We start from the raw sequence: 13814 nt of genomic DNA on the forward strand, positions 1-13814 counted from the left end.
GAACATCAGCATCACCATTAATAGCAAGATAACGCACTCAAAATGTGTGCCGGGAGGGTGAGGGAATATGGAGAAAATATCCGGGAGTCTCATTCCATATCAGGGGCTGGTCGTATCCTGCCAGGCGCTGGAGGACGAGCCGCTGTTCGGAAGCCACCATATGGTAGCGATGGCGATGGCGGCGAAGGAAGCGGGGGCGGCCGGTATCCGTGCCGGAGGGCTGGCGGATATCCGGGCGATCAAGGATGCCGCAGGGTTGCCGCTGATCGGACTGGTCAAAATACAGCATGAAGGCAGTGAGGTCTACATTACGCCGACGCTTGAGGATGCACTTGCCGTCCATGCGGCCGGGGCCGATATTGTGGCCATCGATGGTACCGGGCGGCACCGGCCGGACGGGCGGACCCTTGAAGCTACGCTTGCCGCGCTGAAGGCTGCGGGGATACCGGTGATGGCGGATATTGCTACCTTCGAGGAAGGCGTGCAGGCGGCCGGATGGGGAGCGGATTACATCTCGACCACGCTAAGCGGTTATACCGCAGAGACACAGGGCACTCTGCTGCCTAATCTGGATCTGCTGGAGCGGCTGGCCGCTGTCCTGCAGGTCCCGGTAGTCGCCGAAGGCGGGATATCTGAGCCGGCGCAGGCGGCAGCGGCGCTGGAGCTGGGCGCGGCTTTTGTCGTCGTGGGCTCGGCGATAAGCCGCCCGCAGTGGATAGCCGCCCGTTATGTGAAGGCGATGAAGGTGAAGGCGGGCAGCGCTGCAACGGAGGCCGAAGGATGAGCCGCTATTATATCGGGGCCGATATCGGCGGAACCGGCATAAAGGCGGCGGTGGTGGACGGGCAAGGGAAGATTGTTGCCCGCCGCAGTACCGCTACGCCTGTGAACGAGGGGGCAGCAGGGATTCTCGCTGCGCTGAAGAAGATTATTGCAGAGCTTGTGTGCTGCGGATACGAGATCGGCGGCATTGGTATAGGCACTGCCGGGCGGGTGGACCAGGCTGAAGGTGTTGTCCTCTATGCGACGAAGAATCTGCCGGGCTGGACCGGCATGCGCCTGGCGGAAGCTGTGGAGAAGGAGTTCCCGCTGCCTGTGTCGGTTGGCAACGATGCCAATGCAGCGGCTCTTGGCGAAGGCTGGCACGGTGCGGCTGCGGGCCTGAACGATTATGTAATGCTGACGCTGGGCACCGGTGTCGGCGGAGCCGTTATTCATAATGCAGAGGCAATCTCAGGCAGACAGGGCGGGGCCGGGGAGATAGGGCACATGGTGATCTATCCCGGAGGGATTTCCTGCAGCTGCGGACAGCAGGGCTGCACGGAGCATTATCTGTCCGGCAAGGCGCTCAGCCGGCTGGCCGCAGAAGCAGCGGAGGGCTGGGACGGCCGCAGACTGCTGGCTGAATTCGCCGCAGGCAGCGCCACAGCGGCTGCGGCCATGGAGAGATATATGCACGACCTGAGTCTGACCGTGCATAATATCCAGTCTTTCATGGACCCCGAGGCGATTATTCTTGGCGGCGGAGTCGCGGAATCCCATGCCTTATGGTGGGATGCCTGGATGAGCAAGCTTGCCGCCCTGTCGCCGCTGTCCATTAAGGTGGTTCCTGCTGAGCTTGGTAATGATGCCGGAATGATCGGTGCGGCACGGATGATTATGAACAAAGAAGGGAAGTAGAGTGAACTATGCTGTTAGAGGTCATAGCAACGACAGTAAGTGATGCAATCACAGCTGAACGTTATGGAGCGGACCGGATCGAGCTGATTACCGGAATCCGGGAAGGCGGATTAACACCCAGCCTGGGGTTGATTGAAGCGGTGCGGGAGGCGATCAGCATTCCCGTAAGAGTGATGGTGCGGCCGCATGCGCGGTCCTTCAGGTATGACGAATCCGACGCAGAGACAATGCTGCGGGATATCCGGCATATTGCCGGAGTGGGCGGACTGTCCCTGGTCACAGGAATGCTCCGCAGTGACGGGACCGTGGACGAAGAGCTGCTGGTCCGGCTGCTTGATGCTGCGGCCGGGATGGAGGTTACGTTCCACCGGGCCTTTGATGAGGTACGGGATCAGCTTGAGGCGCTTGAAGTCTTGAAGCGGTATCCGCAGATTACGGATATATTGACCTCCGGCGGCAGCGATAAGGCTACTTCCGCTGAGGGTATGGCGAGGATTGCTGTATTGGAACGGCTGTCCGGCGGTTCTTCGCTCTCCATCCTTGCAGGCAGCGGCTTAAACGCTGCAAGTCTGCAGGATTTCATCTCCCGGACGGCTGTCCGCCGGGTGCATTTCGGTTCGGCTGTCCGGGAGGACGGCGATCCGCTAAGGCCGGTTGACCCCGGGCGGCTGGAAGCCGTCCGCAAGATTCTCAAACCATAGAAGAGGTGAGTTCCTTGTCCAAACCATCGCTGCACGAGCTGCGCAAACAGAAGAAGCTGGAGATCAAAGACACTGTAGAGAACGGTCCGTTTAGAGCGGACTGGAACTCTCTGGGGGAATATTCCGTCCCCCGCTGGTACGAGGATGCGAAGTTTGGCATTTTCATTCATTGGGGTGTGTATTCTGTACCCGCCTTCGGGACAGAGTGGTATGCGCGCAATATGTACAGGGAAGGCACCGAGGTGTATGAGCATCATCTGAAGACCTACGGCCCGCCGGATACATTCGGCTATAAGGATTTCATTCCCCAGTTCACGGCGGAGAAATTCGATGCCGAGGAGTGGGCTGCCCTGTTCAAACGCGCCGGTGCCGCGTTCGTAGTGCCGGTTGCCGAGCATCATGACGGCTTCGCCATGTATGACTGTCCTTATTCGGAGTGGACTGCCGCCCGGATGGGTCCGCGCAGAGACATCATCGGCGAGCTTGGCGCTGCCGTGCGGCGGCATTATATGACCTTCGGCGTCTCCAGCCACCGCGCGGAGAATTGGTGGTACTACAACGGAGGCCGCGAGCTGCCTTCGGATGTGCAGGACCCGAAATACGCGGAATTGTACGGCCCGGCGCAGCCCTGCTATGGCGATCCGGCGTATCCGCTGCCGATTCTTCCGCCGAATGAGGAGTTTCTGGACGACTGGCTGGTCCGCACCTGTGATCTGATCGATCGTTACGGCCCGCAGCTGGTCTATTTCGACTGGTGGATCGAGCAGCCGGTCTTCAAGCCCTATCTGCAAAAGCTCGCCGCCTATTATTACAACAAGGCTGCCGAATGGGGCCAGGGCGCAGTCATCAACTATAAGTTTGATGCTTTTGCCGAAGGAACCGCCGTCTATGATATGGAACGGGGACAGCTGGCCGATATCAACCCGGAGCTCTGGCAGACCTGTACCTCGGTAGGTGAAACCGCCTGGTGCCATATTGCCGACCACAAATATAAGACCTCGGGCGTTATACTCGGCGACCTGGTCGACATTGTCAGCAAAAACGGTGTTATGCTGCTGAATGTCGGGCCGCGTGCGGATGGGACTATTCCTGAAGAAGAGCAGCAGCTGCTGCTGGAGGTAGGGGACTGGCTGGCGGTGAACGGGGAGGCGATCTATGGAACGCGGCCCTGGAAGGTATATGGTGAAGGACCGACGCAGATCGTCAGCGGCACATTCAACGATACGAAGCGCAGCCCGTTCACCCCGCAGGATATCCGCTTCACCGCCAGAGGCGGGGAGCTGCTCTATGCCGCTGTTATGGGCTGGCCGGAGGGCGGAACAACAGTGATTGAGACCTTAGGCAACCGCTCCAAACAGCTTGCCGGAGAGATTCTGCAGGTGGAGCTGCTGGGCTGGAGCGAAGAGCTGAAATGGAGCCGGGCCGGAGAAGGCTTAATTGTAGAACTCCCCTCTGACATGCGCGGCCGGGGCATTCTGGTATTGAAGATCAAGTATTCCACTCCTGAGGCGGCGAAATAGACATTTGAGCTGTAAAGGGGCGGGCGGAGGAGTTACGGGGCTGCTGCGGGTGAATCCGGCAAGCTGCATATTCCGGCCAAGTTGCATATTCTGGGCAAGCCCTGAGGCTCCGGCATGTCCGAAACAAGCTCTAAACTGGCCCCAAACCAGCTGCAAACCAGCTCCAAACAACTCCGGACTAACCTCACAGCCGGCTGATCGTATTTTGTACAACAGAATCGGGGTTTTAAGGGTCTGCAAAGGCATTCTAATGTATTTACTGCAACAGAATTTAGGGATCGTCCCCGATTGTGGCTGAAAGGAAGAAATCTATTGTACGAACTCTGCCGAGGTACGAATTCAAGCGATCTAGGGCAGCTCCTGGTGAAGCGTCAGATTTAAATTAGTGAAAACCATTTTGGTAAATCGCTTGCTAATGACCTGAGATGACCTGATTACGATATATGCCTAGGTATTTGCGGTAAGCGATATGTATAAGTGCACTTTGTACAACTAAATCGTCTGATATACACCCAATTATCCGTTTAGTTGTATTTCGTGCAATTAAATAGCTATTTGTAGATTGTTTTCACTCATTTGGGCAATTTTAGTTGTACAGACTGCAGTTATATGAGGCGAGCCTCCCTTTTCGCTGTTTTTAATTGCACATTATACAACTATCACTGAATCTCCATTTGGAACGGAATACAGCAGTTACTGCATTGTTAAATGGACTCACTTCTTTAGTTCTGATATTGTACCAGGTTCCAGTCACTCTGAATTCCCGAACCCGCCTACCCGCCCGCTCCCCCAGCAGCCTGGGCAGCAGGGTCAACAGCCGCTCGCGGGTCAGGGCGTCGCCGGAATTCCATTTGGCGCCGTCGAGCATATAGACGCGGCCCTCCTGTACGGCGGGCAGGCTGTTCCAGAGCGGCGTCCGCAGCAGCTGCTCCATGGCTTTCCGCGAGTCCTCGCGCTCAGGGATGAGCATGAAGACGCGGTCCCCCGCGTAGCTGTGCAGCTTCGCCGGGTCCACCTCGCCGAAGCCAAGCCCCTGGTCCAGCATGCCCTTAATCTCTGCCGCCGGCTGCAGGCCGCCGGGAGCATACAGGGCCGTGGACAGTCCGGTCATCGCCATGGCGAACAGCCGGTTGCCATGGTCATAGACTAGCGCGGAGGCGGTTTCCCCCGGCTGGAGCCCCCCGGCGTACAGACGCTGCCACATGGCAGCGTTTTTGGCGTGGTAGGCCTCCAGCCAGGCTTCCGCTTCGCGCTGCTTGCCGAGCCACTCCCCAAGAATCCGCATCCGCTGCTCAAGCGGCGCGAACGAATCGAAGGTGAGGGTCGGTGCGATACCGGAGACACGCTTATAAGCACGCTCGTCCGAATTCGCAATAATGATCAGGTCGGGGCTGATCAGCCGGGTCAGCTGCGGATCCAGCGGGAAGCCGACATTGGCCAGATTCTTGACCCGGTGCTTGTAGACGCTGTTCCGGGCGAAGGCCTCATCGCCTCCGGCAGGCTTGACTCCAAGCGCCAGCAAATCCCCCAGTGTCTCCCCGTGGTAGACAATCCGCTTTGGACGCTCCGGAATTTCCACCTCATGCCCCGTCCAATCCTTGACGGTAATCTTGCGCTGCTGTGCCTGGGCATACTGCCCGGGTGTGACTCCTGTCTTCTGGCGGAAGCGGCGGCTGAAGTAATATTCATCCGAGAAGCCCACCAGCCGGGCGATTTCGCGCAGCGGTTCGGCGGATTCCAGCAGATAGTTCTTGGAATGCCCGATGCGCAGATCGGTCAGATAATCGAGCGGACGTTTGCCGGTCAGCTTTTGGAAGATAGGGGTGTATTGCCAGGGAGAGACATGTGCCAGCTCTGCAAGCTGCTTCACCGTGATGCTCTCCATATAATGATCCTGCAGAAATTGAATTGTACTCTCCACCGATTGCGCGGGACTTGGCAGCTGGCGGGTGGAGTAGTTATGTTCAAAGAGCAGGAGCAGCAGCTCCTGGAACTGCAGCTGCTGTCTGAAATACTGGAGTTCATCCCCGCTGCCCTGGTTCGCATGCAGTTCTTCCGCGAGCCGGATCACCCGGGTGAAGGGGTGGACGATTAGCTCTTTCCGGCCGGGCAGCAATTCATCGTTGAAGGAAGCAGGGGGATTGCCCGCCGAGAAAGCGGCGAAGGAGATCAGATAATAGTAGAGCGTCATTTCCCCGTTACCTGTACTATAAGAGGTTCCGGGAGACAGCAGACAGCATTTGTCCGCATTTACCGGAACTGCGGGCTGTCCTTCGATACAGAGTTCACCGCGGCCGCCTGTAAAGATTAGCAGTGTATGCTGCCTGGCCGACTGCACAGCGGACACAGTGCCGGCACTCTGAATAACCAGCTCAATGTCCTTCAGCTGAAACAGCAGGAAACGGAGCGGGACTGCCGGCAGGGCCGGAGCCGCTGCAAGTGCGGGGATAGGGGGGAGTTCAGGGTTCAGGGCATTCTGTCGCAAGGCTCGGCACTCCTTTCAGGGGCAGTTGGATTTATATGTATATTGAGAATGATTATCAATAAACCTCATTGTATATAAAATAAAGCAGCTTATCAACATTTGTTGATAAGCTGCTTTTAATATTTGTCCAGTCTGCGTGCGTGAGCGTTACTTGCTCAGCATGGCGGGAATTTCGCCCAGCAGCCATTCTCTGGTGGCGGCATCACTGGAGGTTTTCATGATATCCTGCGTATAGACATAACCGTTCTTAACGGCCGGCAGGCTTTTCCAGACTGCACTTTCCAGCAGCTTGTCGGTCGATGCCTTGGCTTCTTCAGCTACCGGCGTCAGCAGGAAGATGCGGTCACCTGCGTATTCCTGTATAACCTCCATCGAAATCTCCTGGAAGCCCATGTCGGCGTCAAGCACCTTTTGAATAGCGGCAGTAGGCTTGAATCCATTCTCTCCATACAGTACCTGGGACAGGCCTGTTGTAGCCATTACAAATAGTCTGTCTCCCGGATAGTAAGTGAAGACTGCGGCAGTTTCGCCTTCCTTCATGCCCGAAGCTTTAAGCTGGGCCCACATGGCATCTTCCTGCGTCTGGTACTGGGCCAGCCAGGCTTCTGCTTCTGCCGTCTTGCCTAGGATACCGCCGATTTCCTGCATCCGTTCCTTCAGCGGGGCGAAGGTATCGAAGATAATGGTTGGAGCGATTTTGGACAAGGCATCGAAATCAGCCTCTTCAATTCCGGCATAGATGATCAGATCCGGCTGAAGCTCAAGCGTCTTCTCCAGGTTGATTGGGAAGCCGACATCTTCTACCCCGCTCAGCTTGTCCTTGAATACCTGGCCTTCAGCCATGGAGAGCGGATAGCCAATGGCCTGTACGCCCAGCGCAATCAGATCGCCGTAAGTTTCCCCGGAGTAGATGATCCGCTGCGGATTCACAGGAATCTCAACCGTATGACCTTTGTAATCGGTGTAAGAGCGTGTTGTGGCTGCCGGTTCTGCAGTAGCTTCTGCAGTTGGAGCAGCGGTTGCAGCGGTATTGCCGGCAGCTGTGTTGGCAGCGGCGTTGCCTTCATCATTTTTGGTGCTGCTGCAGGCCAGCAGTAAGGTGCTCATCAGGAAGATGATGCACAGGATAGCGAAAGGTTGTCTTGCCTTGTTCATTGTAAGTATGCCTCCCCATGTGTATATCGACTACCAATAATGATAATCATTCTCGTTCTCGTTGGAATGATCATAGAGGATAACTATCCGTTACTCAATGGACAAAACGCAAAGCGGGAATTGAGTTTGTGCAAAAGAAGATTGGAGTTTGTGCAAAACCGGATATCCGCTGTGAATTTTCAGATTTTAAAAAAAGAATGATGCTATTCAGACTACATTCAGTTTGGGTTGTTATGATGCATTCAGCCTATCTCTTGAGCAGGGTGTATTTAGAGCTGTTCTTTTTCCGCGGATTGTGTAAATACATAGATAAATAATCGATTTATTATCGTTGTTATAAGAAAAAAGTTAAGTCTTTAGTACCTGAATTAAAAGTCAGGATATGTCGATAAGAGATTCAAATCATAATTCACCAAGGAGGATAACAGATTGAAGAAAAACAGCTATTTCCGGTTTTTGCTGATGGCATTGCCGCTGCTTCTGGTATTGACTAACGGGGGATTGGCGCTGGCAGCCACAACCGTAACGGTCTCCAAAATTGTGCTGAATGTAAGTGAACTTACGCTCGCGATGGAAGAGACTTCGGCTCTAACAGCTACTGCGGTCTATTCCGACAGCACATCAGGCGACGTGACGGTTAACAGTGACTGGTCCAGCGATAAGCCGGCGGTAGCCACCGTATATAACGGGATTGTGACGGCTAAGGCGGAAGGGACGGCCACGATTGTTGCGGTATTTACATATAGTGACGGCACGAAGTACTCCCAGGCCGCAACGGTTACTGTAACCAAGAAGGTTAAAGCGCTGACGCAGAATGTCCAGAGCCTGGACCTCCGCAAAGCCGAATCGGGCAGCATTATTCTGACCGCAACGTATTCGGATAATACAACGGACGCCACGGTGGCGAACAAGGCAGTCTGGAGCACAAGCGATGCTGCGGTAGCTACCGTGGTGAACGGTACAGTCAAAGGGATCTCCTCCGGGACAGCCACAATCACAGGCGTATATGGCAAAAAAACCATCACCGTCACAGTGAATGTAGAGGTGGCCAAGCGGATTGAAGCGGATCAGCCGGAGCTTGCGCTTTTGCTGAAAGACAGCTCTGCTGTAAAACTTACAGCTACTTTCCAGGATGGCACGCAGGAGAATGTAACGTCACTGGCCACCTGGTCCTCGAGTGATGAAGCGGTTGCCGATGTTCTGGCGGGCGTCATTACCGGCTACAAGCAGGGAACGGCGGTCATCACCGCCAAATACGGCACCAAGACTACCACAGTAGAGGTAACGGTTGACCAGACCAGCAAGCTGGTGGTGGATGATCAGAGTGTTTTTCTGAAGACGGAAGAAGCCCAGCAGCTTAAACTCACCGCCGTCTACCCGGATGGGACAACCAAAGATGTGACCAGCACCGCAGTCTGGAGCTCGAGCGATTCCAGTATCGCTTATGTATACAAAGGCAAGGTTTACGGTTATACAGCCGGAACGGCGACGATTACAGCAGCCTATGGCGATAAATCTGTACAGGTGGATGTGGATGTTGCGGTGGCCCGGTATCTTGATCTGAGCGAAGAACAGCTTAGCCTGAAGACAAGCTCCACCCATGCGCTTACCCTGACGGCGACCTATGCCGATGGCAGCACCGAGGATGTCACTTCTAAGGCGGCATGGAGTTCGAGCGATGAGCTTGTGGCTTTTGTCAAAAAAGGATCCCTCACTACTTATAAATTGGCTGGAACCGCAACAATCTCTGCCGTCTACGGCACACTTGAAACCTCGACCCAGGTGGAAGTCGGAGCCGTAAGCAAACTGGTAGCCAGCGATGATAATGTATTCCTGCAGATCAGCGGGACGAAGCAGCTTGTGCTGACTGCCGTTGCAGGCGACGGGTCCTCATCGGATATTACGAGCAGTGCGGTATGGACTACAAGCGATAAGAGCATCGCACTGGTCAGCAAAGGCCTGATCACCGGTTATTCCGTAGGTACGGCGACCATTACAGGGACTTATAATGGAGCGGCGGCCACGGTTACCGTTGATGTGGGGACGGCAAGACATCTGGCCTTAAGTGAAACCAGTCTGAATCTTGCGGTGGATGCTGCTAAGGTGCTTGTGCTCAAGGCGACTTTTGCTGACGGTACGGTAACAGATGTAACCAGTAAGGCAACCTGGAGCTCCAGTGATGAGGCTGTGGCTTATGTGGATAAAGGAAGTATTACAACCTACGCAGAAGGCAATGTGACGATAACGGCAGCCTATGGCGGGAAGACAGTAACTGCAACAGCTGCTGTAGGTAAAAGCAATAAGCTCAGCGTCGATAACGACAGCCTGAACCTGCGCCTGAACGGAACTCATCAGCTTGTGCTGACCGCCCTGGATGCAAACGGCACCCCAAGCACGGTGACAGACAACGCAGTCTGGACCACCGCTGACGAGAATATCGCTATCGTGACCAAAGGTCTGGTTACGGGCTACAAGTCGGGTACCACCACCATTACCGCCGTCTATGGCGGCAAGACCCTCACCATTGCGGTGAGCGTCGAGACTGCTGCGCGCCTGAATCTTACGGTCAGCAAGCTGAATCTCGGCAAGGACCAGAGCAAAGCTGTAACGGCTATGGCCAGTTATGAGGACGGAACTTCACAGGATGTCACAGAGGATGCAGTGTGGACTACAGATAATGCGGATGTAGCTGATGTTAGCAAAGGAACTATTACCGCCTATGCTACCGGCAGTGCTGTAATTACGGCCTCTTACGGCGGCAAGACGGCAACGGTCAAAATCACAGCAGGCACACCGGACAAACTGGCGCTGCAGGCCAAGACCATTGAACTGAAGGAAGACGAGACTTATCAGGCCGAGGCTACCGGAAGTTATAGCGATGGCAGCGACAAGACGATCACCAGTGATGTGGAGTGGAGCTCCAGCGATGAGAAGATTGCTGAGGTTAAGGACGGTCTGATTACCGGCCTCTCTGTAGGAACAGCGGTGATCACGGCCAAAATAGGTACGGAGAAGGCGGCCATTACCGTGAACGTGGGTCTTGTGGATGAGCTTGCTGCCAATGTGAGCCTGATTACGATGTCTGCCGGAGACAAGGAGCAGATTACACTGACTGCCACCGATTCTGCAGGTGTAGAGAGTGATGTAACGGCGGATGCGGAGTGGAGCTCGGCCAAGACTACAATCGCTACGGTCAAGAAAGGTCTTATAACCGGAGTGCTGAAGGGTAAAACGACGATCACCGCCTCCTATGGAGGGCAGAAAGTGACGGTCAACATTGAAGTGGACCAGGTTACTGTAATTGAAGCGTCGGTCACCAATCTGGCGATGAAATCCGGCAATACGGCCAAAATCACAGTAAGCATCACCTTCAGCGACGGCAAAACGAAGGATGTGACGGACAAGGCGGAGTGGAAGAGCGGAAGCTATAAGATCGTCACAGTTACCGGAGGCTCGGTCAAGGCAGTGGCTTACGGCAAATCCTATGTGACGGCCAAATACGGCGGCAAAACAGTGAAAGTCCCCGTTACCGTCGATGTGCTGAAATATCTCGAGGTCAGCCAGATGAATCTTACACTGGGCGTTGGCCAGTCCGTGCAGCTGGCGGCAACGGCTACTTTTGAGGACGGCAGTGAATCGGATGTGTCCAAGACAGCAGTCTGGGCTTCCACCAAGGAGCTGGTAGCTACCGGCAAAAACGGGCTGATTAAGGCCAACAGCAAAGGGACAGCGAGTATATCCGTGAAATACGGCGGCAAAACCGTCAAGATAAAGGTGACTGTTAAATAACTTACTTACACCAAAGCAAGAGAGGGGCGCAACGGAGGGGGATTTTGGAACTGGAGGAGCGGTAGCGTCCGCCTTTGTCTACGGATTTCAACCGCTACTGCGGTAAGGATCAAGAAATCTGTAGGCGGGCAGCGGCCGGAAGTCCAAATATTCAACGTAGTTGCGTTTGACTCTCTTGCATTCCACCGCCTCATTTTCCATTTTGGAGAGTGAGGTATTTTTTTGCGGATTTTTGTTATTAACATATTGATAATATCATTAAAGTCTGCTAAGATATTGTTAATAACATTTTAATAATAACATTAAGATAATATCACTCGCAAAATAAACCATAGGAGGTAATGAACATGTTCGGATTCCGCTTCGTAAAGTTCCAGCCCAGTGAATATGTGCTTAAGGTGAAGAACGGTAAGGTAGTGCAGGAAGGTGTAGGACTTTCTTTCCATTATTACGCGCCTACGACCTCGGTTGTAGTGGTGCCGGTCTCTTCGATTGATGTACCGTTTATGTTCGAGGAAATTACGGCTGATTATCAGACGGTGACCGTGCAGGGACAGCTGACGTACCGGATCGTGGATTACCGCAAGACTACACAGATTCTTAACTATACCTATAATCTGCGGAAGAACACCTACCTCTCGGATGATCCGCATAAGCTGGCCCAGCGGGTGATCAATATCGCCAAGGTGCTGACCAAGAAGCAGCTCGGGCAGCTGCCGCTGAAGGAAGCCATTCAGTCGAGTGAACGTCTGGCTAAGACAATTACGCTCGAAATCGGACAGAGTGCGGAGATAGAGAAGCTGGGTATTGAGCTGATGGGCTTGTCCATTCTGGCGATTGTGCCGAATAAGGAAACGCTGCGCGCGCTGGAGGCGCAGGCCCGCGAAGAGATTCTCCGCAGCGCCGACGATGCGCTCTATGAACGGCGCAATGCCTCGATTCAGCAGGAGCGGCGGGTGAAGGAGAATGAGCTGAATACGGAGATCGCCGTGGAGACGAAGAAGCGGCAGATCCGCGAAACCCAGCTCGATGCCGAACGCTCGGTGAAGCAGAAGCAGAACGGGATGAAGGAAGAGCAGCTCAGCTTCGATACAGCGCTGGAGGAGAAGAAGCAGGAGCTGATCGGACTGACAGTGGCGAATCAGAGAGCGGAAGCGGATGCCAAGGCCTACGAGCTGTCGGCCGTAATGAATTCGCTGCAGGGAGTGGCACCGGGTGTGCTGCAGGCGCTGACCAATGTCGGCATGAAGCCGGATAAGCTGATCGCCATCGCGTTCCAGGAGCTGGCTGAGAATGCCGGGAAGATCGGGCAGCTCAATATTACACCGGATCTTTTGCAGGGAATTATGGCCGGATCGCCGGGTAACGGGGCGGGCGCGGCAAGAGGAGGCAACGGACGATGAGCAGCCCGGTATCCGAGAACAAGATTATTCTGATCAAGCGTAAGACGCGCCTGGAAGAACTGGTAGTCCGCTACAATACGATCCAGCAGGCCCAGTTCTATATTGAACGGCTGGGGGCCGATTTCAGCGATTATTTGAGCGAGGACTTCACTTACCGCAAGGCGGTAGAGGCTGCTGTAACCGAGCTGAGCGCGGCAGGCCGGCTGCAGCTTCTGGACCGGCAGCATGTGCCTAATTTTATATTTGGAGAGCGGGATACAGTAGTTGTGCTGGGGCAGGACGGTCTGGTTGCCAATACGCTGAAATACCTGCGGGAGCAGCCGCTGATCGGTGTGAATCCGGACCCGCAGCGCTGGGATGGTGTCCTGCTGCCCTTCACGGTTAAGGACCTGCGGCAGCTGGTGCCGGAGGTGCTGCGCAGCCAGCGGCAGGTGCGCGAGGTTACACTTGCCCGGGCAGAGCTGAACGACGGCCAGAGCCTGTACGGTGTCAACGATCTGTTCATCGGCCGCCGGACCCATGTCTCGGCCCGGTATCAGCTTGAACTGAACGGTACGCTGGAGCAGCAATCCTCCAGCGGTATCATCGTTTCCACCGGCATGGGCTCCACCGGCTGGCTCAAAAGCGTCCTCGCCGGAGCAGCGGGAATTGTCAGCCAGGCGGCGCAATGGCAGGCAGCGAATCTGGTGACAGCATCGGCGGGCCCGGAAGCACACGCGTCTGCGAATGTGGGCAGACAGCATGAGAGCGGCGCGGCGCTCAAGCTGGCCTGGGATCATCCGGATCTGTACTTTACGGTGCGGGAGCCTTTTCCCAGCCGGACGACTTCGGCCGATCTGGTATTCGGCAGGATCAGCAGCAGTATGCCGCTGCGCATTACCTCGCAGATGCCGGAGGACGGGGTGATCTTCAGTGACGGAGTCGAGAGCGATTATCTGGAATTCAACTCCGGCGTGGAGGCAACCATTGGCCTAGCGGAAAAGAGGGGCCGGCTGGTAATCTAACATGCATATGGATGAATGGTCAGACGCAAAGCGCAGATACAAAGAAGGGGTTCTCCGCAGTGCCGCTGGTGCGGCCT

General features: G+C 55.1%; 9 protein-coding genes. 7 read left to right on the plus strand and 2 right to left on the minus strand.

Annotated elements, in window-relative coordinates:
- The first annotated feature begins 67 nt into the window (after positions 1 to 67).
- Genes PBOR_RS06055 through PBOR_RS06070 form a run of 4 tightly spaced genes read left to right on the plus strand, consistent with a single transcriptional unit; the run spans position 68 to position 3901 of the window.
- Positions 68 to 784, plus strand: coding sequence for an N-acetylmannosamine-6-phosphate 2-epimerase (locus tag PBOR_RS06055; RefSeq protein WP_042210915.1), 717 nt, complete (start codon positions 68 to 70; stop codon positions 782 to 784).
- Positions 781 to 1680, plus strand: a complete 900-nt coding sequence (locus PBOR_RS06060; protein WP_042210916.1) for an ROK family protein — start codon at positions 781 to 783, stop codon at positions 1678 to 1680. The genes PBOR_RS06055 and PBOR_RS06060 overlap by 4 nt, the downstream gene beginning before the upstream one ends.
- Positions 1681 to 1688: 8 nt before the next feature.
- Entirely contained in the window at positions 1689 to 2381 is a 693-nt protein-coding gene (locus PBOR_RS06065; protein WP_042210917.1) for a copper homeostasis protein CutC, read from the plus strand.
- Positions 2382 to 2395: 14 nt separating this feature from the next.
- The gene (locus tag PBOR_RS06070; RefSeq protein ID WP_042210918.1) at positions 2396 to 3901 is read left to right on the plus strand and encodes an alpha-L-fucosidase; all 1506 of its coding nucleotides are present in this window, start codon (positions 2396 to 2398) and stop codon (positions 3899 to 3901) included.
- A gap of 637 nt (positions 3902 to 4538) precedes the next feature.
- Here the strand turns inward: PBOR_RS06070 and PBOR_RS06075 are convergent.
- Positions 4539 to 6386: an ABC transporter substrate-binding protein gene (locus tag PBOR_RS06075; RefSeq protein WP_245648059.1), complete on the minus strand. Its 1848-nt coding sequence runs from the start codon at positions 6384 to 6386 to the stop codon at positions 4539 to 4541.
- Positions 6387 to 6533: 147 nt separating this feature from the next.
- Complete coding sequence (locus PBOR_RS06080; RefSeq protein ID WP_042210919.1) at positions 6534 to 7541, minus strand: ABC transporter substrate-binding protein; 1008 nt, start codon at positions 7539 to 7541, stop codon at positions 6534 to 6536.
- Positions 7542 to 7970: 429 nt separating this feature from the next.
- Here PBOR_RS06080 and PBOR_RS06095 point away from each other — a divergent pair, with 429 nt between their 5' ends.
- From PBOR_RS06095 to PBOR_RS06105, 3 genes are all read left to right on the plus strand, one after another.
- On the plus strand, positions 7971 to 11330 hold the full coding sequence (locus PBOR_RS06095; protein ID WP_052429350.1) for an Ig-like domain-containing protein: 3360 nt from the start codon (positions 7971 to 7973) through the stop codon (positions 11328 to 11330).
- A gap of 347 nt (positions 11331 to 11677) precedes the next feature.
- Positions 11678 to 12733 carry an SPFH domain-containing protein gene (locus PBOR_RS06100; protein WP_042210920.1) on the plus strand — a complete coding sequence of 352 codons (1056 nt, stop codon included), beginning with the start codon at positions 11678 to 11680 and terminating at the stop codon, positions 12731 to 12733.
- Positions 12730 to 13737, plus strand: coding sequence for a diacylglycerol kinase catalytic domain-containing protein (locus PBOR_RS06105; RefSeq protein ID WP_042210921.1), 1008 nt, complete (start codon positions 12730 to 12732; stop codon positions 13735 to 13737). The genes PBOR_RS06100 and PBOR_RS06105 overlap by 4 nt, the downstream gene beginning before the upstream one ends.
- The last annotated feature ends 77 nt before the right edge of the window (positions 13738 to 13814 follow it).

This window comes from Paenibacillus borealis (assembly GCF_000758665.1).
Lineage (GTDB): Bacteria > Bacillota > Bacilli > Paenibacillales > Paenibacillaceae > Paenibacillus_AQ > Paenibacillus_AQ borealis.